The organism is Arthrobacter sp. TJ-58, assembly GCF_058269295.1.
The window spans coordinates 134,625-156,146 of record NZ_JBZCNM010000001.1 but is presented as its reverse complement, the minus strand read 5'-3'; the positions used below and the strand labels follow the sequence as shown (position 1 = coordinate 156,146).

Below are 21,522 nucleotides of genomic sequence, written 5' to 3'. Positions count from 1 at the left end.
CAGACCTCTTCCGCCGCTCCCCCTGCCGTCCCCTCGGGACGCGGGACCAGGGAGCAGACTCGGGCGGATTGCAATGTGAAGGACAGGAACAAAAGATGGCTACCCTCGGCGAGCTGGAACGGGCAACCATGGACATCCTCTGGGAGTCCGCGGAAGCGTCCACAGCAAACGAACTGCGTGAAACACTGGCCGAGGCCAACCCCGCGGCCGGCTCGGGCGACGGCAAGGGCCTGGCGGTCACCACTATCCTCACCGTCCTCTCCCGGCTGGAGAAAAAAGGACTGGTGGAACGTGAGCGGAACATCCGTCCGCACCGCTACCGTGCCATCACCACCAAGGCCGAGCACACAGCCGAACTGATGCACGAGGTGCTCGGATCCGTCAGCGACCGCGAAGCCGTACTGGCGCGCTTCATCGGTTCAGTGTCCGTCAGCGAGGCAGAGACCCTTCGCCGGCTGCTCGGCAGCGTCTAACCCGGTAGCGGCAGCTACTTTCCGCCCCGGTGTTCTGGGCCTCATATGCTCTGGCCGCGCTGGCCCTCGTGCTGGCGTGGCCTGTTCCAATAGCACTGTCCCGGGCAAAGTGGCCTGCCCGCTCACCCTTCACCGCCATGGTGCTCTGGCAGGCAATCGCCCTCGCCGGCGGATTGTCCATGATCGGCGCCATGCTCACTTGGGGCCTTGAGCCCCTTGGCGACAACCTGGTCGATGCGCTCCGCGGGCTCTGGAACATCCTGATCAACGGCGCGCCGGCCACCACGCTGGGCCTGGTGCATGTATTTGCCCTCAGCGCTGCCCTGCTGCTCAGCGCGCACCTCATTTTCACCCTGCTGCTGACCTATTACCGGATCCGGCGCGGCCGCCGCAGGCACCGGGACATGCTGGCACTGCTCAGCTCTCCCTCCGCCACCCGGCCCGCCACCGTGGTCATCAACCACCCCGCACCGGTGGCGTACTGCCTTCCGGGCGGCGCGCGTTCAGTCACTGTCCTCTCGGACGGGCTGCTGGAAATGCTCTCCGACGAGGAGCTCTCAGCCGTCCTGATCCACGAGAAGGCCCATCTGGCCCAGCACCATCACCTGCTGCTCTGGGCCTTTGCCGCGTGGCGCGCCGCCCTTCCGTGGCTGCCCACCTCCCAGCTGGCCCAGCAGTCGGTCAACGAGCTGATCGAGATGCTGGCCGACGACGACGCACTGCGCACCGTTCAGCCCGAAACCCTGATCCGGGCCGTGGCAATCGTGGGAACCGGCGCAGCGGCCCCCGAGGCACTCAATGCGGCCGAACCCCGGGGCCTTCTGCCGGACAACCCGGACCAGCAGGAAAAACTGGGTACCGTGCACCGGCTGAGCCGGCTGCTGACTCCCCTGCCGCCGCTGCCTGCCTGGCAGCGCGCGGCTGTGCTCATCCTGGCCGGCCTGCTGCTGGCCGTGCCCACCACGCTTCTGGTCGCCCCGGGCATCCTCTGATTCCGGGCGGGATCTTCCGACCCCGCCCGGTCCCCTGCTGCCGACAGATTCCTCGGCCGACTCTCCGGCCGGTTCCCCTGGCGGGTGACTGCTAGGCGTCGATACGGTCGCGGTCCAGCATGGCGGCACCGGCAATGATGAAGTCCTTGCGCGGGGCCACATCGCTGCCCATGAGCAGCTCAAAGGCGCGTTCGGCGTCGGCCGCCTGATCAATGCGCACGCGCCGCAGCGTCCGGTGGCGCGGATCCATGGTGGTTTCGGCCAGCTGGTCCGCGTCCATTTCGCCCAGCCCCTTGTACCGCTGGATGGGCTCCTTGTAGTTCTTGCCTTCCTTCTGCAGCCTGGCCAGCAACTGGTGCAGTTCCTTCTCGCTGTAGGTGTAGATCATCTCGTTGGCCTTGGAGCCATGGTTGATGACCTCCACCCGGTGCAGCGGAGGGACCGCCGCGTACACGCGTCCGGCCTCCACCAGCGGGCGCATGTAGCGGAAGAAGAGCGTCAGCAGCAGGGTGCGGATATGGGCACCGTCAACGTCTGCATCCGTCATGAAGATGACCTTGCCGTAGCGGGCGGCTTCCAGGGCGAAGCTGCGTCCGGAACCGGCGCCCACCACCTGGATCAGGGCGGCGCATTCGGCGTTGGACAGCATGTCCGCCACGGAGGCCTTCTGGACATTCAGGATTTTTCCCCGGATGGGCAGCAGCGCCTGGTAGTCCGAGGAGCGGGCCAGCTTGGCCGTGCCGAGCGCGCTGTCACCCTCGACGATGAACAGCTCTGAGCGCTCACTGTCGTCGATGCGGCAGTCTGCCAGCTTGGCCGGCATGGTGGAGGTCTCCAGGGCGTTCTTGCGCCGCTGGGTTTCCTTGTGGACCCGTGCGGAGATGCGGGATTTCATCTCCGAGACAACCTTTTCCAGCAGCAGCGCGGACTGCTGCTTGTCCGCGCGGGCGGTGGAGTTCAACCGGGCTGTGATTTCCTTGTCCACCACCTTGGCAACGATGGCGCGGACGGCGGAGGTGCCGAGGATCTCCTTGGTCTGGCCCTCGAACTGCGGCTCGGCCAGCCGGACGGTGAGGACTGCAGTGAGTCCGGCAAACACATCGTCCTTTTCGATCTTGTCGTTGCCGGCCTTGAGCTTGCGGGCGTTGGCCTCGATCACTTTGCGGAATGTCTTGAGCAGTGCCTGCTCAAACCCGGCCTGGTGCGTTCCGCCCTTGGGGGTGGCGATGATGTTCACGAAGCTGCGGATGTTGGTTTCGTAGCCAATCCCCCAGCGCAGCGCAATGTCCACCTCGCACTCACGCTCCACCTCGGCGATTTTGCTGTGGCCGGAATCATCGAGGACGGGCACGGATTCCTTGAACTTGCCGCTGCCCTGCAGGCGCCATATGTCGGTGACGGGAGCATCCGCCGCGAGGAATTCGACAAACTCGGTGATGCCGCCGTCGTGCTGGAAGACTTCTTCCACCGGTCCTGCTTCGCCGGCGGTGCCGGGAAGCCGACGCTCGTCCCGCAGGGTGATGCGCAGGCCGGGAACCAGGAACGAGGTCTGCCGGGCGCGGGACTGCAGTTCCGTGTAGGAGAACTTGGCGTCGGGGGTGAAGATCTGGCGGTCCGCCCAATAGCGGATCCGCGTGCCGGTGACGCCGCGTTTGGCCTTGCCGACCACCTCAAGCTTGGAGGTTTCAAGGAAGGGCGTGAATTTCGCGTCGGGGCGGGGGGTCTTGCCCGTGTCGGCAAAGTGACCCGGTTCGCCGCGCCGGAAGTTCATCTGGTAGGTCTTGCCGGAGCGGTCCACCTGGACGTCCAGGCGGGAGGAGAGGGCGTTGACCACAGAGGCGCCGACGCCGTGCAGGCCGCCGGAGGCAGCGTAGGAACCGCCGCCGAATTTGCCGCCGGCGTGCAGCTTCGTGAAGACGACCTCCACGCCTGACAGACCCGTTTTGGGCTCGATGTCCACGGGGATGCCGCGGCCGTCGTCGTGGATTTCCACCGAGCCGTCCGGATGGAGGATGATTTTGATGCTCTGGCCGTACCCGGCCAAAGCCTCATCCACGGAGTTGTCGATGATCTCCCACAGGCAGTGCATCAGTCCGCGGGAGTCTGTGGAGCCGATGTACATGCCCGGACGCTTCCGGACGGCTTCGAGCCCTTCCAGGACGGAAAGGTGGCGGGCGTTGTACTCAGTGTTCGGGGGCGCCACGTGTTTGAAACTCCTCAGGCCTTGGGACCGTTGGCCGGCAGATCGCCGATCCAGCTCATGCCCGGAGGGAACCGGGCTACTTCCTAGGTTAAGGCCCGCCACTGACACTGCACGCCAGCGACTCAGCAGCGGTGAAATACCTCACAACCATCCGCCGGGTTGGTACGCGCAGAGCGAAAGACCGGCCTGTATGCAAAGGCTCGGGCCTCAAAGATGGTTATATAAAGTATCAACACCCTTTAGGAGGCTTTCATGACAGCAGCAGTAGCTACTCGTGAACTGAATACGCTGGACCGCTGCGACCGGTGCGGCGCCCAGGCGTACGTACGTGCGGTACTTGAATCCTCGGGTGGGGAACTGCTCTTCTGCGGACACCATGCTCGGGCAGTGGAGACGAATCTCCGCCCGCTGACCTCGGAATGGCAGGACGAGACGTCCCGCCTGATGACGAAGGCAGAAGCAGTCCCGGCAGACTAGTGCCGCAGTGATGGTGAACCCGGTTACCCGGACACCGCGTACAGCTTGGAAGGCTCCTCCCGCCCGGCGGGGGGAGCCTTTTCCATGCCCGCGGTCCTGCGGATGCACGGCGTTCTAAGGTCCCGGCCGCTTAAAGCAGTGCGCCCCCTGTTCCACCGAGGCGGAACAGGGGGCGCATCCCCAGAGCAGCTGGTACTGCTGATGCTTAGTCCAGGTAGTCGCGCAGAACCTGTGACCGCGACGGGTGACGGAGCTTGGACATGGTCTTGGACTCGATCTGGCGGATGCGCTCACGGGTAACTCCGTAAACCTTTCCGATCTCGTCCAGGGTCTTGGGCTGGCCGTCGGTCAGGCCGAAGCGCATGGCCACCACGCCGGCTTCACGCTCGGAGAGCGTATCCAGCACGGAGTGCAGCTGTTCCTGCAGCAGCGTAAAGCTCACTGCGTCAGCCGGAACCACAGCCTCGGAGTCCTCAATGAGGTCACCGAACTCGGAGTCGCCGTCTTCACCCAGCGGGGTGTGCAGAGAGATCGGTTCGCGGCCGTACTTCTGGACCTCGACAACCTTTTCAGGCGTCATGTCCAGTTCCAGTGCCAGCTCTTCCGGAGCGGGCTCGCGACCCAGGTCCTGAAGCATCTGGCGCTGCACGCGGGCAAGCTTGTTGATGACCTCAACCATGTGCACCGGAATACGGATGGTGCGGGCCTGGTCGGCCATGGCCCGGGTAATGGCCTGGCGGATCCACCATGTGGCGTACGTGGAGAACTTGAAGCCCTTGGTGTAGTCGAACTTCTCGACTGCACGGATCAGACCCAGGTTGCCTTCCTGGATCAGGTCCAGGAAGAGCATGCCGCGGCCGGTGTAGCGCTTGGCCAGAGAGACCACGAGTCGGAGGTTGGCCTCCAGCAGGTGGTTCTTGGCACGCTTGCCGTCGTGGACGATGAACTCGAGCTCGCGCTTGAGCTTGGGGTCCATGTTCGGATCGGCTGCAAGCTTCTCTTCTGCAAACAGCCCCGCTTCGATCCGCAGTGCGAGGTCGACTTCCTGCTCAGCGTTCAGCAGGGCGACCTTACCAATCTGCTTCAGGTAATCCTTGACCGGATCGGCTGTGGCACCGGCGGAGACGACTTGCTGGGCAGGTGCGTCGTCATCGTCGGCATCCGAATAGACAAATCCGGAGCCGGTCGGCGCTGCTTCGGGTGCGTCAGGCGCGTCAGCCTCCGGCTCGGCCTCGGACTCGTTGCGCGACTCTTCCTCTTCGGCTGCGGCAGCCTTCGCGGCCTTGGCAGACTTCGCGGGCGTCTTGCGGCCGGCTGCAGCGGTACCTGACTTTGCGGCAGGCTTACGCACCGCAGCCTTGCGGACGGTTTTTACCGCGGTCTTTTCGCCGGCGGCCGTTTCCATCGGAGCAGGCGTTTCCTCTACGGCGGTGCGCTTGCTTGCAGTGTCAGTCTCTTCGACTGCAGTTGACTTTCTCGGCGACACAGAAAACCTTTCATACGGCGGGCTGTGGAATCGCCATTAGGGGCAACACCACTATGACCCTGTCAAGTCCGTGCTTGGATTCAAGCGATCCCGTCTGCAGTGGTGCTCCTTAGGAGAACACTCACGCTCTGGTTTCTGTTCCCCTGCCGTAAGGCAAAGGAATCAAAAGCGACACTTGATACACGAACCCGACCGGGTCTCGGTTCCCATTGTCTCACGATTTCCCGCTGCTGCCAGCACCGGACCCACATCTGGCGGGGCGGCGTGGTGCTCATGTCCGGGCGGCGCCGGGGTCTTGTTCCTTACGACCCCTTCCAAGCTGTCTGCGCTGTCCGCGCCCAGAGGGGGAACAGGCCGGTTGCCAGCAATTCTTCCAGGAGCTGGGCCAGCCGGTATCCCGGATAGGCAGCCAGGCACCGGATCAGGTACACCTGTGCCCTGGATCCTCTCCCCCGGGCCCATTCAATCCAGGCCAGCAGGCTCAGCAGGGCCGCGGTTGCCTCCCGGTCCGCACACCGGTCAGCCGCAGCTGCCGCCAGGAGTTCCGTGAAGACGGAAAAAGCCGCGTCCATGCCGCGCCACTGCGGTGCCTGCCGGTACTGTCCCACCAGCACGTCGCGGAAGACCTGGGCTGCATTGTCCGACCGCTGCCGGATACGTCCCCCGCCCTGCCCCCCGGCGTATTCCGCGGCAGCGGCAGCACCGAAACCCGGAGGCACGAGCGGACGTTTCCCGTCTGCCGACAGGAGGTGACAGTCGGCGGCCCCGGACAGCGCCTGCTCCATGCCCAGGGCGGCCATGACCAGGAGCGTGTCCCGAACCGGCCGGGCGTGCAGACTCGCCAGCAGGAAGCCGGCGGCCTCAGGGTCGGCGCGAACCCTGGGGCAGCCAGGTCCGGCACCGGGCAGGGGCCGGGCATCCGCCGCCGCAGCGGAAAAGAACCAGTCCCAAATTTCTAAAGTGTCCGCAAATTGTTCATACCCGCACCATCTGCCCTTTAACCGGCGCGCGTAGGCGGCACAGTGGGCCGCGGCTTCTGAAGCGTCGGCCCACAGCGGCGGCAGGTCCATGTCCACGGCCTCCCCCAATGAGGGGGCAAAAGCGCTGCCGCGGTACACCATTTCGGCACTAAGGGTACTGGCGCTGATCTCACCCAGCGGATGGCCCGGCCAGGGGCAGCAGCTGCCGTCAACGCAGAAGTACTCCCGCCATGTGGCGGCGGACACCACCCAGCCGTCCCGGAGGGGCATGCCTGCATCAGCCAGGCACCGGTCCAGGGCTGAGACGAGCCTGCGGTACGGCGGAGCATCCGGACGCTTCCAGGCGCGGTCCGTATACAGGGCCATCAACACGCCGTCTGCGGAGAGGTCCGAGCGCAGGATTTCACAGACTTTTGCAGCAAAGTCCGAATAATCAAGGGCTGAGGCCGGGAGGTCCAGGCGCAGCGTTGCCCCGAGGCGGACGGCGTCGACGGTCATCAGGACCAGCGAGTTCCGCGGAACGAAACCAAGGCTGTGGGGTATGAAGGCCAGAATGTCCTCAGGTCCGCGTACTGGAAACGGTTCCTGGGGCCGCCGGCCGCTGGGAGAATTCGTCATGAACCCAAGCATTGCGGCGCGGAAGGCGCGCAGCGGTGCCGGAGCCGCTGCTGTGGAGGCAGCACCCTCCGCCCGTCCCGCTGCGGTCCCGGTGGAGGAGGACCCGTCCCGGTGGAGGAGGACCCGTCCCGGTGGAGGAGGACTCGTCTCGCCGCAGGACGGCCACTGCCCAAGGACGGGACCAACCTGTGCCCCGCCGCCGCAGGGTCCTACTCCGTGTCCGGACCGCCATCCGGGTCATGTCCGCCGAGTGTGCCCCTCCCGGCGCTGGTCCGGCGTCGGGCAACGGCGTCGGTTTCGGTTTCGGGGTTATGTCCGGCACCGGAGCCTGAGCCGCGGGCGGCCTGCCGGGCGGCACGTTCAGCCTGCTTGCGCTGCCGTTCGCGGGCCATTGCTTCGCGCAGGGGCGGAAGCCGCAGTCCGTCGTCGGCCATCCGTGCCCGCACCCGGGACCGGGTGCGCAGAATTCCGGCGACTCCCACAGCCATCACTACAAATTGGACTGCCAGCGCTATGCGGAAGGAATCCAGCGCATACAGGTCTCCGCCGGAGAAGCCGCGGGCGTTCAGGAAGTCCAGCACCACTCCGATCAGGTACATGGAGACCAGGGAAGCGATGAACCCGCCAATGTTGACTATCCCGGTGGCGGTGCCCAGCCGGTGGCCCGGGTTGTAGGTGCGGGCAAAGTCGAACCCAATCATGGAGCCGGGGCCGCCAATGGCCAGGACCGCGACGAGCAGGGCCAGCAGCCACAGTGGTGCCGGACCGGGATAAAGCATCACCGCGAGCCAGGCGCAGGCCATGGCCGCAGCGATCAGCAGGACCATGGTGGACCTGCGCAGCGGATGGCGCCCCACCCAGGACCCCAGCCAGGGCCCGCAGATGACGGCCACCACCACAAAGAGAGTCATCAGGGCCGATGCCCAGGAGGATTCCACTCCCTCGGCGCTGACCAGGTACGGGAAGCCCCACATCATGACGAACACGGTGCCGGGGAACTGAATGGTGAAGTGTGTCCACATTCCCAGCCGGGTGCCCGGCTGGCGCCAGGCCTGGCCCAGGGAGGTCGCGGTTTGCCGCAGGGGCAGCAGCACCGGCGCCTCGGCGCCGGAGGGCCGGTTGCGGACAAAGACGAGCGTGAGCGCCAGGACCAGCACGGACAGGGACGCCGCGGACACAAAGGCTGTGCTCCAGCCGAAGCGGTGCAGGACAAAGGCAAAAGGAACGGCGCTGGCAATCTGGCCCAGCTGGCCGATGATTCCCGTCCACTGCGTCAATACGGGGATTTGCCGGCCGGAGAACCACGCCGGCAGAAGCCTCAGGACACTGATGAAGGTCAGGGCGTCACCGGCGCCCACCAGGGACCGGCCCAGAATGCCCCCGCCCACAGTGTCGGCAGTGGCCAGCTGCAGCTGGCCGGCCACCATCAGTGCGGCCCCGGCGGCGATCAGCAGCCGGGGCCCAAAGCGGTCCACCAGCACGCCAACGGGAATCTGAAGCGCGGCGTAAACCAGCAGCTGCACCACCGTGAAGACCGAAAGAATGGACGCGGTGGCGTCAAAACGGGCCGTCGCTTCCAGACCGGCAACGCCAAAGGTGGTCCGCTGGGTCACCGCAACAAGATAGGCCAGGACGCTGACGCCCCATACAAGCCAGGCGCGTTTCGAGTTCATGGCCGAACCGCCGTCGGGCTAGTCCCCGGTAGCTCTCCCCGTTTCCCGGTCGGACGGGCCGGAAGAATTCGTTTCTCCGGATGTATCGGCATTCCCACGAGTTTCTGCGTCCTCCGTTGTATCCAGATTGTTTTCAGGCCGCAGTGCTTCGGATTCTTCCTCCGCCTGCGGGCTCGCCAAATAGGCTTCGACGGCGGCACCGAGTTCCTCTGCATCGGCCAGCTCGTCATTGTCCTTAACAAGCAGGGACCGGCGCACAGTGCTGTCCGTGTATTCGTCATAGCGCTTTTCGAGGGTGGCCACCACGCCCTTCACTTCCGCGGATGCTTCCACCTGTTCGGCGATCTGGCGCTCCACTTCACGGCCGGCTTCGCGGAGCCTGTCGGTGGGCAGCACCAGCGAGGCGGCAGCACCGAGGTACTCCAGGCCTGCCACGGCGGCGGGCGGGAATTCGGCTTCGGCCAGGTAATGCGGCACGTGCATGGCGTGGCCGACGACGTCGAACCCGGCCTGCATGAGCCTCAGCTCCAGCACATGCCCCACGGCTGCCTGGATCTGCGCATTGGGACGCCAGGCGCTGATGCCGGCCATCAGGTCAGGCCGGTTCCCGTGGACGGTCACGCCCACGGGACGGGTATGCGGCACCGGCATGGGGATCGAATGGATCCAGCTCACCCGCTCCACCTCAAAGCTCTTGGCCAGGTGGACGACGGCGGCCGCGAAACGTTCCCACTGCACGTCCGGTTCAAAACCGGTCAGGAACAGGAAGGGTTCACCCAGGCCGTCATGCAGCCGGTACAGATTCAACTGCGGCGGCTCGTAATCGGCCAGATGGTCCTGGACAAAGGCGATCTGCGGACGCCGCGCCCGGTAATCGATGAGCTGGTCCGAATCAAAGGTCGCCACCAGGTCATGGTCCAGGGTTTCCAGCAGCTCATCGCGGATCTGGGAGACCACATGGCCTGCCTCGGCAAAGCCGGTAAAGCCCATCAGAAGCTGCAATCCGTGCAGGCCTGCGTCGTCGGCCACCTCCGGATTCAGATTGAACAGGGTCAGCGGATCAAGCATGTCTTCCCCTTCTGTGCTTCCATGCGCTTGGGTCTTTCGAGGGATATCAGGGTGTGCCGCCGATTTGGGAAAATCTGCCAAAAGCGGCGTGCCAGCGCTTGCTGCGCTCTTTACTCAAGGGTAAACGCCGCTGCCCCCGCGTTTCATTCCCGTCCGCCGCGGGCGCACGCCCACGGCTTAGCAAAGCGGAGCACCACTGCCAAGAGACTACGATCGGTAATAAGGCGCCGCTCCGGCATAACGCGGGACGCGGGAAAGCGGCACCAGCCAATATTTCGGAATATTAAGGATGTAACTTCGTGGTCAAAACGAACGAACCAAATCTGACGGTGGTCTCCCGGGACGTGCAAAAGGTGCCGGCCCAGGCTTTGGTAGTGGGCATCGGCCAGACCCCCGGCGGTCCGGTTCTGATTGACAGCCCGCTCAGTTCCAAGGCAGCCACCGCCCTCGCGGCATCCCTTCCCCTGCTTGGAGCCACCGGTGCCGCCGACGAGGTCCTGCGCCTTCCGGGCCTGCCGGAACTCGACGCACAGATGCTGGTCCTGACCGGCGTGGGCAAGGTCAGCGCAGGCGTTCCCCTGAGCTCCGAGGCACTGCGCCGCGCCGCCGGCTCCGCCGTCCGGCAGCTGGCCGGCACCGAGACCGTGGCCCTTGCCCTGCCGGCCGCCACTGTGGCCGACGCCGCAGCCGTAGCCGAGGGCGCCCTGTTCGGCGCCTACAGCTACACCGAACACCGCACGGACAAGGCCAAGCTCAAGGACCCGGTGAGCAACATCATCGTTGTCACTCCGGCCGCAGACGACAAGGCACTGAAGCCCGCACTGGACCGGGCCCGGATCCTGGGCCGCGCGGTCAACGCCACCCGCACCCTGGTCAACCAGCCGCCGAGCCACCTGTACCCGGAGACGTTTGCCCAGGCAGCCAAGGACCTGGCCAAGCCCCTCTCGTCCAAGGTCAAAATCACCGTCATGGATGAAAAGAAACTGGAGCGTGACGGCTTCGGCGGACTGATGGGCGTGGGCAAGGGCTCTTCCCGCCCGCCGCGCATGGTCAAGGTGGAATACGCTCCCACGCGCGCCAAGGCCAAGCTCGCCCTGGTGGGCAAGGGCATCACCTTCGATTCGGGCGGACTCTCGCTGAAGCCTGCCGCCGGAATGCAGACCATGAAGTGCGACATGGGCGGGGCCGCCGTCGTTCTGAACGCCCTGCTGGCCATCGCCGAACTGGGCCTGCCGGTCAAGGTCACCGCGTGGCTGTGCCTTGCCGAGAACATGCCCTCAGGCACCGCCCAGCGTCCGGGCGACGTCATGACCACCTACGGCGGACGCACCGTTGAGGTTCTGAATACAGATGCAGAAGGCCGCCTGGTCATGGCCGACGGCCTGGTCGCAGCCTCTGAAGAAGCTCCCGATGTGCTGATCGACGTCGCCACCCTCACCGGTGCGCAGATGATCGCCCTGGGCAACCGGGTCTCCGCCGTCATGGGCGAGGAAGGGGTGCGCGACGCCGTCAAGGTCGCCGCGGACCGCGCCGGAGAGCTGTTCTGGCCGATGCCCATCCCCGAAGAACTGCGTGCATCCCTGGATTCCCAGGTGGCGGACATCGCCAACCACGGCGAGCGGTTCGGCGGCATGATGACCGCAGCGAGCTTCCTGCGGGAGTTTGTCGGAGAAGTCGACGGCGTGAAGATCCCGTGGGCGCACCTGGACATTGCCGGACCGGCATTCAACGAAGGCTCGCCCTACGGCTACACGCCCAAGGAGGGCACCGGCGTCGCCGTCCGCACGCTGGTGGCCTACGCGGAAGACGTTGTCTCCCGCTCCGCCTAAGGCGTACCTATAGCACCGGCACCCTCCGGGGACTACCGGGAACAAGCAATACGGCTGGTGTTTCTCCTTACACTTCCCGCCGGCGGCCCATCAGCGAGTGGATGGAGCCCTGCCGGCGGGATAGTGTGAGAGACGATCACAACCGCCCAAATCACTAAAACGACGCGCCCATGTGCGTCACCGATTACGCGAGGGAGCGTCCAAGTGGCCGAAAAGGCAACTGCGCAAGAATTCGACATCCTGATCCTCGGAGGAGGAAGCGGTGGTTATGCCGCTGCTCTCCGTTCCGTGGAACTGGGTTTCTCCGTAGGACTCATTGAAAAGGGAAAGCTGGGCGGCACCTGCCTGCACAACGGCTGCATCCCCACCAAGGCACTGCTGCACTCGGCCGAAATTGCCGAGAATGCCAAGACCGCATCGAAGTACGGCATCAACGCAACTTTCGATTCGATCGACATGACGGCAGTGAACTCCTACAAGGACAACATCATTGCGGGCAAGTTCCGCGGCCTGCAGGGCTTGATCAAGTCCAAGGGCATCACTGTCATCGAAGGCGAAGGCAAGCTCACCAGCGAAAAGACCATTGAGGTCAACGGCGAGACGTACACCGGCGCCAACATCATCCTGGCCACCGGCTCCTACTCCCGTTCACTGCCGGGCCTGGAAATCGGCGGCAAGGTCATCACCTCCGACCAGGCCCTGAAGATGGACACCGTTCCCAAGAGCGCAATCATCCTCGGCGGCGGCGTCATCGGCGTCGAGTTCGCCTCGGTCTGGAACTCCTTCGGCGTGGACGTCACCATCGTGGAGGGCCTGCCCTCCCTGGTCCCGAACGAAGACGCAGCAATCATCAAGCAGCTTGAGCGTGCCTACAAGAAGCGCGGCATCAAGTTCAGCACCGGCATCTTCTTCGACAACGTCCAGCAGAACGACGACGGCGTCGTCGTCACGCTGGCCGACGGCAAGAAGTACGAAGCCGACCTCCTGCTCGTGGCAGTCGGCCGCGGACCGGTCACCGCCAACCTGGGCTACGAGGAAACCGGCCTGACCATGGACCGCGGATTCGTCATCACCAACGAGCGCCTGCACACCGGCGTCGGCAACGTCTACGCAGTGGGCGACATTGTTCCCGGCCTGCAGCTGGCCCACCGCGGCTTCCAGCAGGGCATCTTCGTGGCCGAGGAAATCGCCGGCCTCAAGCCGGTCATCGTTGAAGACGTCAACATCCCCAAGGTCACCTACTGCGAGCCCGAAATCGCTTCGGTGGGCCTGACCGAGAAGGCCGCCAAGGCCAAGTTCGGTGATGACAGCGTCGAGGTCCAGGAATACAACCTGGCCGGCAACGGCAAGACCTCCATCCTGGGTTCCTCCGGCCTGATCAAGATGGTCCGCGAAAAGGACGGCCCCATTGTGGGTGTCCACATGATCGGCGGCCGCATCGGCGAGCAGATCGGTGAAGCACAGCTGATCGTGAACTGGGAAGCCTACCCGGAGGATCTGGCCAGCCTGCTGCACGCCCACCCCACGCAGAACGAAGCCCTCGGCGAGGCCGCCATGGCCCTCGCCGGCAAGCCCCTGCACGGCTAAAGCAGAGAATTACCTGCCCGGTGCACCCGGGTCCAAAACCCGGGTGCACTAGGCTTTCCACCACCAGCACCAGCGGTACGGCTGGTTCAAAAGATCTAATAAGGAGAAACGGGGACAATATGTCTGAAACCGTGAACTTACCCGCCCTTGGTGAAAGCGTCACCGAAGGTACCGTTACCCGTTGGCTGAAGGCTGTCGGAGACAGCGTTGAAGTAGACGAGCCGCTGCTGGAAGTGTCCACCGACAAGGTTGACACCGAAATTCCTTCCCCCGTGGCCGGCGTCATCGAGGAAATCCTCGTCGCCGAAGACGAAACCGCAGAGGTTGGCGAGGCGCTGGTGCGCATCGGCGACGGCTCCGGTTCCGCTGATGCCAAGGACGACGGCGGCAGCGCCGCCAACCAGGAAGCACCGGCCGAAGAGGCTCCTGCTGAGGAAGCCCCGGCTGAGGAAGCTCCGGCCGCAGAGGCTCCCGCCTCCGACTCGGGTTCCGGCGAAGGCACCGAAGTAACCCTTCCGGCCCTGGGCGAGTCCGTCACCGAAGGCACCGTCACCCGCTGGCTCAAGGCCGTGGGCGATGACGTCGAGGTGGATGAGCCCCTGCTTGAGGTTTCCACCGACAAGGTTGACACCGAGATCCCCTCCCCCGTGGCCGGCAAGCTGCTGGAAATCCGCGTGAATGAGGATGACACCGCCGAGGTGGGCGCCGTCCTGGCCGTCATCGGTTCGGGTGCAGGTGCTCCGGCCAAGGCCGAGCCGAAGGAAGCCGAGCCGGTAGCGGCCGCTTCCAAGGACGAGCGCGAAGCTCCGGCAGTTGAGCCGGAGAAGAAGGAAGCCCCGAAGCAGGAAGAGAAGAAGCCCGAGCCCAAGGCTGAAGCTCCGAAGCAGGAGGCTCCCAAGCAGGAAGCTCCCGCCGCTGCCGAGTCCGAAGGAACCTACGTCACTCCGCTGGTGCGCAAGCTTGCAAACCAGCACGGCGTGGACCTGTCCACCGTCAAGGGTTCGGGCGTCGCCGGCCGCATTCGCAAGCAGGATGTCCTGGAAGCCGCTGAAGCCAAGAAGGCTTCCGAGGCTGCTCCGGCCGCCGCGGCTGCACCGGCTGCTGCCCCGTCCTCGGACAAGGCTGCTGCACCGGCAAAGATCAGCGAAGAGAGCGCCAAGCTGCGCGGGACCACGGTCAAGGCACCGCGGATCCGCCAGACGATCGCCCGCCGCATGGTCGAATCCCTGCAGGTGTCGGCCCAGCTGACCCAGGTCCAGGAAGTGGACATGACGCGCGTCGCCAAGCTGCGCGCCTCGGCCAAGAACTCCTTCCTGGAGCAGAACGGCGCCAAGCTCACCTTCCTGCCCTTCATTGCCAAGGCAGTCACCGAGGCACTGAAGCAGCACCCGAAGCTGAACGCGTCCTACGACTCGGATGCCCAGCAGATCACGTACCACGACGCCGAGCACCTCGCGATTGCCGTGGACACCGAAAAGGGCCTGCTGGTTCCCGTCATCACCGATGCCGGCGACCTGAACATTGCCGGCCTGGCCAAGCGCATCGGCGACGTCGGTTCGCGCACCAAGGCCGGAAAGATCGGACCGGACGAGCTGTCCGGCGGAACCTTCACCATCACCAACATCGGTTCCGTGGGTGCCCTGTTCGACACCCCGATCATCAACCAGCCGCAGGTGGGCATCCTGGGCACCGGTGCGATCGTCAAGCGTCCCGTCGTCCTCACCGATGCCGAGGGCAATGACACCATCGCCATCCGCTCCATGATGTACCTGTCCCTGTCCTACGACCACCGACTGGTGGACGGTGCTGATGCAGGCCGGTTCCTGCAGACGCTGAAGGCACGCCTTGAAGAAGGCAACTTCTCCTCTGACCTGGGCCTCTAGCCCCGGTTTGATTGCCGCTTAGAAAGGGCGCTTCCCCTCGGGGAAGCGCCCTTTCTGCTCTCCGCCTTTCGGCCCCGCCCCGGGGAACCTGCCATGAACCGGATTTCGGCATGTTTTCTACATGTTGTCGAAAAGTTACCGTTGGCCGCACCGTCCTGCTGTTGAATGCGCCCGGGGCGTCCGTAAGCTGGAGGGATGGACTTCCTACACAATTTTCTTGTTTTCCTGCACATCCTCGGTGCGGCCATCATCGTCGGCATCTGGCTTGCCAATATTAAGAAGCCCACCGTCATGCCCGGCCAGTTCCACGGTGCGCTGCTGGCCCTGGTCACCGGACTCCTCCTCGTGGGCCTGGCCGAGATGGATGACTACGGAGTCAATTACGCGAAGATTACCGTCAAACTTGTGGTGGCCCTGGTGATCGCCGTGCTGGCGTTCGTCGGCCAGCGCAAGTACAAGAAGAACGAGCCCGTGAGCTCTGCTCTGGCCAACGGCGTGGGCATCCTCGCCGTCGTTAACATAGCCGTTGCAACGATGTGGCACTAGGACAGTAGAACCCGCTCAGCGTCACTGAATAGGATGGGATGAAGTCCCGGCACCTGCCGGCCTTCATCCCATCCGCTTTTAAGGAGCTTCCCATGGCTACAGTCCGCTCAGCCCACACCGTCTGGAACGGCGACCTCTTCAACGGCAAGGGTGATGTCACCCTCGACAGTTCCGGCCTGGGCACCTACGACGTCACGTGGAAGGCCCGCGCAGAGGAAGCCAACGGCAAGACCAGCCCGGAGGAATTGATTGCCGCAGCCCACTCTGCCTGCTTCTCCATGGCCTTCAGCAACGGACTGGCCGAAGCCGGGAAGACCGCTGAGCGCATCCAGACCTCCGCGGACGTAACCTTCGTCCCCGGCACCGGCATCACCGAGAGCCGCCTGAAGGTCACCGCTGTGGTTCCCGGCCTGACCGCCGAGGAATTCGCGGACATCGCGGAGGCCGCGAAGAGCGGCTGCCCGGTGTCGCAGGCGCTCGCCGGAATCAAGATCTCGCTGGACGCCACACTGGAGTCCTAAGTCTTGGAGTCCTAAGCCCGAGCCGGCTTGGCACCGGTGCGCAAACAACCCGTGTTCCCCTTGGAAAGTCAAGGGAAGCACGGGTTTTTTGTGCCTGTCCGAGGTGCAGAATCAACACTCACATTTCTCTGCACCGTACCAACCCCAGTTCCGGATCACAGGGTGTTGGCTGCCAATTGCTGCGGGTAGCGTCTCTCCTACGCGGGCTCGGCCGGTGCGCCGAGCACAAACAAAGTGATCACAACTGCGGCTGAAGGTGAAGCAATGGACCTCACTCCAAAAGAAATAGACAAGCTGTACATATACCAAGTGGCCGATTTGGCCCGTAAACGGCGCGAACGCGGAACCAAACTGAACGTCAGCGAAGCCACCGCTCTCATTTGCGAGGCGATACTGGAAGGCGCCCGCGACGGCCGGACCGTCGCGGAGGTGATGGAGCTTGGCAAGACCATCGTCTCTGAAAGCCAGTGCATGGACGGCGTCCGCCAGCGGCTGCCGCTCCTGCAGGTCGAGGCAACTTTTGTGGACGGCAGCAAGCTCGTCTCCTGCCACGATCCCATCGGGGTATGAGTTGACTCAGCTCCTCGAGTCCCAAGCGACCGTGGTGCTGGTCGGCGGACACGAGAGCAACAACGGAGCGGATCTCTCCTTCGCGGCGGATTTGGTTCCCGGAGCTCTCATCACCCCGGCCGGCCGACCGCTGCACAACACGCTCACGCACCTGCTCGCGAGCAGTCGTCCGGGTTCCGGCGCAGAGCCGGCACCGATCGTCGTGCTGCCCATGACTTTCGGCCGCAATCCGACCCTGGTGGCGGACATCGCTAAGACGCTCAGCTGGCTCGGCGTCCAGGCACCCTCGAGCAACAGCACCGCGTCCTCCCCCGTGCCAATGGTTCTGGCCGATGCCTTTGGCACCGGAGACCACCTGACGGCATGGCTTCGGGCTGCCGCCACCGAGGTGCGCCGGAGCGCACCGGAGGCGGCTGTCCTGATCTTCGCGGATGCTGCCAACCCCTTCGACGACGCCGAGCTCCACCGCATCGCACATCTGGTGCGCACCCACGGGGCCGGCAACCCTGTGGACACGGCGACCGTTGACGACGCAGCCGGACTCCTGGCGGTCGTAAACCGGCTGCGGCTGCTCGGCAGCGCGCAGACGGTCGTCGTCCCGGCAGGTTTCCGACGGGTGGCGACCGTGCGCGGGGAGCCCGTGCCGTTCGGGGAGGGCGGTTTCGCTGATGCCGGGTTCTACGGTGCACTGCTGAGCGAGCAGGCCGTGCTGCGCGTCATCCGCGAGCGGGTCCGCGACGCTCTGCACAACCTGCGCCACGGCCGTAACGGCATCCAGGCAGGCCTGACGGCTGACCACGGTCACGGCTATGCCCACTCGCATGCCTTCGAGGAAGCCAACGGTCACTCCCATACGCATCACCACGGCCAGGCCGACTCTCACACGCACCACCATCCCATCCCCATCCGTTCGAGCTGATCGGATCCCTCCTACACCGCAACGCCGCGCGCAGCGACCCCGCATCGCGCCGCAAGGGAAGGAAACACCATGCTGGGCAGCCCCACTTATCACCATAAAGACGAAGACATCGAGATTAACGCCGGCAGGCCAAGCGTCACGCTGCTGGTGAGCAACACCGGCGACCGGGCGATACAAATCGGCTCGCACTTCCACTTCTTCGAGGCCAACAAGGCACTTCTGTTCGAACGGGAACTCGCCTACGGCATGCATTTGGATGTGCCCGCGGGGACCGGCATCCGGCTGGAGGCCGGTGACACCCGTGAAGTGACGCTCACCGCGTACGCCGGAATCCGGCGCGTGATTGGCTTCAACAACCTCGTGGACGGCGGGCTCGACTCCGCGGCAACGAAGATCCGGGCGATGGCACGAATGGAAGAACTCGAATTCAAAAACGGTAAACCGAGCGTCAAACCCAGTGCCAATGCAACCGGCGACGCATCTAAGGGGCAAAAGTAATGGCTATCATCTCGCGCAAGCAATATACGGACCTCTTTGGTCCCACCGTTGGCGACCGGGTCCACTTGGCCGACACCAATCTGGTGATCGAGATCGAGAAGGATTACAACGAGGGCCATTACGGCGACGAGGTGGTCTACGGCGGCGGAAAAACCGCCCGTGACGGCATGGCAGCGGACCCGTCTGCGACGGACGCGGAGGGCGTGCTTGACCTGGTCATCACCAACGCCATCATCCTGGATCCGGTGCTCGGCGTTGTTAAGGGCGACATCGGTGTGCGGGACGGAAAGATCGCCGGCATCGGCAAATCGGGCAACCCGCACACCATGAGCGGAGTAGATCCGCGGCTTGTGGTGGGCCCGGGCACCGAATTCCTGGCCGGCGAGCACCTTATCGCCACCGCCGGCGGCATCGACTCGCACGTGCACTACATTTCGCCGGAACAGGCCCTGGCCGCCCTCTCCAACGGCATCACCACCCTCTTTGGCGGAGGTACGGGACCAACCGACGGCACCAACGGCGTCACGACCACCCCGGGTGTGTGGAATCTTGCCCGGCTGCTGGAATCAGCCGAGGCGATGCCGGTGAACATGGGTTTCCTCGGCAAGGGCAACGGATCGCTTCCCGAAGCCCTGATCGAACAGGTCCAGGGCGGGGCATGCGGCCTTAAGGTGCATGAGGACTACGGCTCCACACCGGCCGCGCTCAGCAACGCGCTCTCCGTGGCTGACGCCTACGATGTGCAGGTTTCCGTGCACACCGACAGCCTCAACGAGGCCGGCTATGTCGAGAACACCCTCGATGCCATCGACGGCCGCACCATCCACACCTTCCACACCGAGGGTGCCGGCGGTGGGCACGCACCGGACATCATCAAGGTGGCCGGCCACCCCAACGTACTCCCGTCCTCGACGAACCCCACCCTGCCCTACACCGCCAACTCGGTTGACGAGCTGCTGGACATGGTGATGGTCTGCCACCACCTCTCCCATGACATCCCCGAAGACGTAGCCTTCGCCGACTCCCGCGTGCGTGCCGAGACGATCTCGGCCGAAACGGTTTTCCATGACGAGGGGATCATTTCGATGGTTTCCTCCGATTCACAGGCCATGGGGCGCATCGGAGAGTCGTTCATGCGTACCTTCCAGATTGCCCACCACTGCAAGGACCAGCGCGGCACCCTTCCGGAAGACAGTGCCGATAACGACAACTTCCGGGTCCTGCGCTATCTCGCCAAGATCACGATCAACCCGGCCATTACCCAGGGCGTATCCGATTACATCGGTTCGCTGGAAGAGGGCAAGATGGCCGATATCGTGCTCTGGCCCGTGGGTTCCTTCGGCGCCAAGCCCAAACTGATTGTCAAGGGCGGCCTGATCAACTGGGCCTTGATGGGCGACCCCAACGCCTCGCTGCCAACTCCGCAGCCGGTGTTCTACCGGCCCATGTTCGGCGCGCAGGGCAAGACGCTGCAGAGCACGCGGGCGACGTTCATGTCCAAGTCGGCCATCGACAAGGGCGTTCCCGAGCGGCTCGGGCTGGAAAGCCAGATCCTTCCGGTACACGGCTGCCGCGGCCTCGGAAAGGAGAACATGGTACGCAACAGCGCGACGCCGCACATCGAAGTTGACCCCGAGACGTACGACGTGACATACGACGGGACGCTGGCCACGATTCCGCCGGCGCAGACCCTGCCGCTGACTCAGCTGTTCTTCCTCGCATAGGGGCACCGAATGACGGATGTGAACCAGCTGCTGACCAGCCTGCAATTCGCCGACTCGGCCTTTCCCAGCGGCTTTTACACCATGTCCCACGGGCTCGAGGCCTACAGCCAGGCCCGGCTCGTGTCCCGGAACGGAGTGCAGCAGCTGCTCGCCGAGCTGCTGCTGCACTCGGTCGGGCCGGGGGACGCCACTGCACTTGCCGCCGCCCACCGCGCGGCGGCTGGCGACGACGTCGAACTCGTCCAGGAGATCGACCAGCGGTTGTTCTCCTCAAAACTCAACGCCGAAATGCGCACCGCCTCCGTGCGCAGCGGGCACCAGCTGATCGATCTGGGCGCCGAACTGATCGACAACGCGCTGCTCGCGCAGTACAGCGAACGGGTGCGTCTGCGCAGCACACCCGGCTGCCAGCCGGTCGCGACGGCGGTGGTGTATGCCGCCGCCGGAGTAACCACCCCGCAGGCCGTGGCTTCAGACCTGTTCGCCTTTTCGGCGAGCTTTGTCGGAGCCGCCCTGCGGCTGCGGCTGACCGACCACCGGCACGCCCAGGCAATCCTGCTGGAGACGGCCGGGGTGATAGAGCAGGCGACGGATGAAGCCCTTGAGCGCGATCTTGCCGACCTTGGCGGCTGTGCACCCATGGCCGACATCATGTCGGCCCGGCACGAAAGAGCCGAGGCTCGGCTGTTTGCCAGCTGACACCGGTACGGACAGACAGAAAGCGCGGCGCCTGAGACACGGCGCGCAGGCAGAAGAATACCAGAGATCACTGAAATGAGGAACTGATGAGCGAGAACGTTTTGAGGATCGGCATCGGCGGTCCCGTGGGCAGCGGGAAGACTGCGCTGACGGAGGCGCTGGTGCCGCTGCTCATTGAGGCCGGGCGCACACCCGGTGTGATCACGAATGACATTTATACCCAGGAGGATGCCCACCACGTGCGCAGGGAGCTGGCGGGCATCCTGGACCCCGAGCGGGTGGTGGGTGTTGAGACCGGATCCTGCCCGCATACGGCCGTACGCGATGATCCGACCATGAACCTGGCCGTCGGCGCAGAGATGCTGGAACGGTTTCCCGACATCGACACCCTGATTTACGAGTCGGGCGGCGACAACCTCACGCTTACCTTCTCGCCGGCGCTCGCCGATGTGTTCGTGTTCGTGCTGGACACCGCCGAGGGCGAGAAGATGCCGCGCAAGCGCGGGCCCGGCATCACGGACAGCGACATCCTGGTGATCAACAAGATCGACATTGCGCAGTACGTGCGCACGAACCTGGACGTGATGGAATCCGATGCGCACCGGGTGCGTGAGAACCGGCCGGTGGTGCTGACAAACTCACTCACCGGACACGGGGTCGACGAACTGTACCGGGAGATCATGACGCAGTGGAACGGCGCCAGAACCGAGCTCATCGGATGACGGTCAAGGTGACGGAACCGCGAAACACGCCGGCACCCGCCGGGAATGCTCCCG

At 64.7% G+C, this 21,522-nt stretch carries 19 protein-coding genes; 14 read left to right on the top strand and 5 right to left on the bottom strand.

The window, feature by feature from the left end; translation table 11 throughout:
* Nucleotides 1–95 precede the first annotated feature (95 nt).
* A complete protein-coding gene (locus tag AC4D2W_RS00690) occupies nucleotides 96–473 on the top strand; it encodes a BlaI/MecI/CopY family transcriptional regulator (protein ID WP_490925009.1) in 378 nt (125 codons plus the stop codon).
* 29 nt (nucleotides 474–502) lie between these two features.
* On the top strand, nucleotides 503–1,465 hold the full coding sequence (locus tag AC4D2W_RS00685) for a M56 family metallopeptidase (protein WP_490925008.1): 963 nt from the start codon (nucleotides 503–505) through the stop codon (nucleotides 1,463–1,465).
* Nucleotides 1,466–1,556: 91 nt separating this feature from the next.
* Here the strand turns inward: AC4D2W_RS00685 and AC4D2W_RS00680 are convergent, their stop codons facing one another.
* Nucleotides 1,557–3,668: a DNA gyrase/topoisomerase IV subunit B gene (locus tag AC4D2W_RS00680; RefSeq protein ID WP_490925007.1), complete on the bottom strand. Its 2,112-nt coding sequence runs from the start codon at nucleotides 3,666–3,668 to the stop codon at nucleotides 1,557–1,559.
* A 252-nt stretch (nucleotides 3,669–3,920) separates the two neighbouring features.
* Here AC4D2W_RS00680 and AC4D2W_RS00675 point away from each other — a divergent pair, with 252 nt between their 5' ends.
* Nucleotides 3,921–4,145, top strand: a complete 225-nt coding sequence (locus AC4D2W_RS00675) for a DUF7455 domain-containing protein (protein WP_400932759.1) — start codon at nucleotides 3,921–3,923, stop codon at nucleotides 4,143–4,145.
* 205 nt (nucleotides 4,146–4,350) lie between these two features.
* Here AC4D2W_RS00675 and AC4D2W_RS00670 read toward each other — a convergent pair whose 3' ends face one another.
* The 4 genes from AC4D2W_RS00670 to AC4D2W_RS00655 form a co-directional block, all read right to left on the bottom strand.
* Nucleotides 4,351–5,631, bottom strand: coding sequence for an RNA polymerase sigma factor (locus AC4D2W_RS00670; protein ID WP_490925006.1), 1,281 nt, complete (start codon nucleotides 5,629–5,631; stop codon nucleotides 4,351–4,353).
* A 302-nt stretch (nucleotides 5,632–5,933) separates the two neighbouring features.
* Complete coding sequence (locus AC4D2W_RS00665; RefSeq protein ID WP_490925005.1) at nucleotides 5,934–7,229, bottom strand: DUF4192 domain-containing protein; 1,296 nt, start codon at nucleotides 7,227–7,229, stop codon at nucleotides 5,934–5,936.
* A gap of 209 nt (nucleotides 7,230–7,438) precedes the next feature.
* Complete coding sequence (locus AC4D2W_RS00660; RefSeq protein WP_490925004.1) at nucleotides 7,439–8,902, bottom strand: MFS transporter; 1,464 nt, start codon at nucleotides 8,900–8,902, stop codon at nucleotides 7,439–7,441.
* A gap of 18 nt (nucleotides 8,903–8,920) precedes the next feature.
* On the bottom strand, nucleotides 8,921–9,970 hold the full coding sequence (locus tag AC4D2W_RS00655; RefSeq protein WP_490925003.1) for a proteasome assembly chaperone family protein: 1,050 nt from the start codon (nucleotides 9,968–9,970) through the stop codon (nucleotides 8,921–8,923).
* A gap of 299 nt (nucleotides 9,971–10,269) precedes the next feature.
* Between AC4D2W_RS00655 and AC4D2W_RS00650 the strand changes: the two genes are divergently transcribed.
* From AC4D2W_RS00650 to ureG, 11 genes are all read left to right on the top strand, one after another.
* A complete protein-coding gene (locus AC4D2W_RS00650) occupies nucleotides 10,270–11,799 on the top strand; it encodes a leucyl aminopeptidase (RefSeq protein WP_490925002.1) in 1,530 nt (509 codons plus the stop codon).
* A gap of 204 nt (nucleotides 11,800–12,003) precedes the next feature.
* The gene (gene lpdA / locus AC4D2W_RS00645; protein WP_490925001.1) at nucleotides 12,004–13,386 is read left to right on the top strand and encodes a dihydrolipoyl dehydrogenase; all 1,383 of its coding nucleotides are present in this window, start codon (nucleotides 12,004–12,006) and stop codon (nucleotides 13,384–13,386) included.
* A 119-nt stretch (nucleotides 13,387–13,505) separates the two neighbouring features.
* Entirely contained in the window at nucleotides 13,506–15,269 is a 1,764-nt protein-coding gene (gene sucB / locus AC4D2W_RS00640) for a 2-oxoglutarate dehydrogenase, E2 component, dihydrolipoamide succinyltransferase (protein WP_490925000.1), read from the top strand.
* Nucleotides 15,270–15,464: 195 nt separating this feature from the next.
* The gene (locus AC4D2W_RS00635; protein WP_490924999.1) at nucleotides 15,465–15,815 is read left to right on the top strand and encodes a hypothetical protein; all 351 of its coding nucleotides are present in this window, start codon (nucleotides 15,465–15,467) and stop codon (nucleotides 15,813–15,815) included.
* 92 nt (nucleotides 15,816–15,907) lie between these two features.
* Entirely contained in the window at nucleotides 15,908–16,336 is a 429-nt protein-coding gene (locus tag AC4D2W_RS00630) for an OsmC family protein (protein ID WP_490924998.1), read from the top strand.
* 264 nt (nucleotides 16,337–16,600) lie between these two features.
* Entirely contained in the window at nucleotides 16,601–16,906 is a 306-nt protein-coding gene (locus tag AC4D2W_RS00625; RefSeq protein ID WP_104054653.1) for an urease subunit gamma, read from the top strand.
* Nucleotide 16,907: 1 nt separating this feature from the next.
* On the top strand, nucleotides 16,908–17,825 hold the full coding sequence (locus tag AC4D2W_RS00620; protein ID WP_490924997.1) for a sirohydrochlorin chelatase family protein: 918 nt from the start codon (nucleotides 16,908–16,910) through the stop codon (nucleotides 17,823–17,825).
* 69 nt (nucleotides 17,826–17,894) lie between these two features.
* A complete protein-coding gene (locus tag AC4D2W_RS00615; protein ID WP_490924996.1) occupies nucleotides 17,895–18,323 on the top strand; it encodes an urease subunit beta in 429 nt (142 codons plus the stop codon).
* Nucleotides 18,323–20,047, top strand: coding sequence for an urease subunit alpha (gene ureC / locus AC4D2W_RS00610; RefSeq protein ID WP_490924995.1), 1,725 nt, complete (start codon nucleotides 18,323–18,325; stop codon nucleotides 20,045–20,047). Before AC4D2W_RS00615 ends, ureC begins: the two co-directional genes overlap by 1 nt.
* Nucleotides 20,048–20,056: 9 nt before the next feature.
* A complete protein-coding gene (locus AC4D2W_RS00605) occupies nucleotides 20,057–20,746 on the top strand; it encodes an urease accessory protein UreF (RefSeq protein ID WP_490924994.1) in 690 nt (229 codons plus the stop codon).
* Between the two features lie 86 nt (nucleotides 20,747–20,832).
* Nucleotides 20,833–21,468, top strand: a complete 636-nt coding sequence (gene ureG, locus AC4D2W_RS00600; RefSeq protein ID WP_490924993.1) for an urease accessory protein UreG — start codon at nucleotides 20,833–20,835, stop codon at nucleotides 21,466–21,468.
* The last annotated feature ends 54 nt before the right edge of the window (nucleotides 21,469–21,522 follow it).

Coding starts and splice junctions, on each gene's coding strand:
- AC4D2W_RS00690 (WP_490925009.1), top strand. CDS start 96: ATGGCTACCCTCGGCGAGCTGGAACGGGCAACCATGGACATCCTCTGG.
- AC4D2W_RS00675 (WP_400932759.1), top strand. CDS start 3,921: ATGACAGCAGCAGTAGCTACTCGTGAACTGAATACGCTGGACCGCTGC.
- AC4D2W_RS00665 (WP_490925005.1), bottom strand. CDS start 7,229: ATGACGAATTCTCCCAGCGGCCGGCGGCCCCAGGAACCGTTTCCAGTA.
- AC4D2W_RS00660 (WP_490925004.1), bottom strand. CDS start 8,902: ATGAACTCGAAACGCGCCTGGCTTGTATGGGGCGTCAGCGTCCTGGCC.
- AC4D2W_RS00655 (WP_490925003.1), bottom strand. CDS start 9,970: ATGCTTGATCCGCTGACCCTGTTCAATCTGAATCCGGAGGTGGCCGAC.
- sucB (WP_490925000.1), top strand. CDS start 13,506: ATGTCTGAAACCGTGAACTTACCCGCCCTTGGTGAAAGCGTCACCGAA.
- AC4D2W_RS00635 (WP_490924999.1), top strand. CDS start 15,465: ATGGACTTCCTACACAATTTTCTTGTTTTCCTGCACATCCTCGGTGCG.
- AC4D2W_RS00630 (WP_490924998.1), top strand. CDS start 15,908: ATGGCTACAGTCCGCTCAGCCCACACCGTCTGGAACGGCGACCTCTTC.
- AC4D2W_RS00625 (WP_104054653.1), top strand. CDS start 16,601: ATGGACCTCACTCCAAAAGAAATAGACAAGCTGTACATATACCAAGTG.
- AC4D2W_RS00615 (WP_490924996.1), top strand. CDS start 17,895: ATGCTGGGCAGCCCCACTTATCACCATAAAGACGAAGACATCGAGATT.
- ureC (WP_490924995.1), top strand. CDS start 18,323: ATGGCTATCATCTCGCGCAAGCAATATACGGACCTCTTTGGTCCCACC.
- AC4D2W_RS00605 (WP_490924994.1), top strand. CDS start 20,057: ATGACGGATGTGAACCAGCTGCTGACCAGCCTGCAATTCGCCGACTCG.
- ureG (WP_490924993.1), top strand. CDS start 20,833: ATGAGCGAGAACGTTTTGAGGATCGGCATCGGCGGTCCCGTGGGCAGC.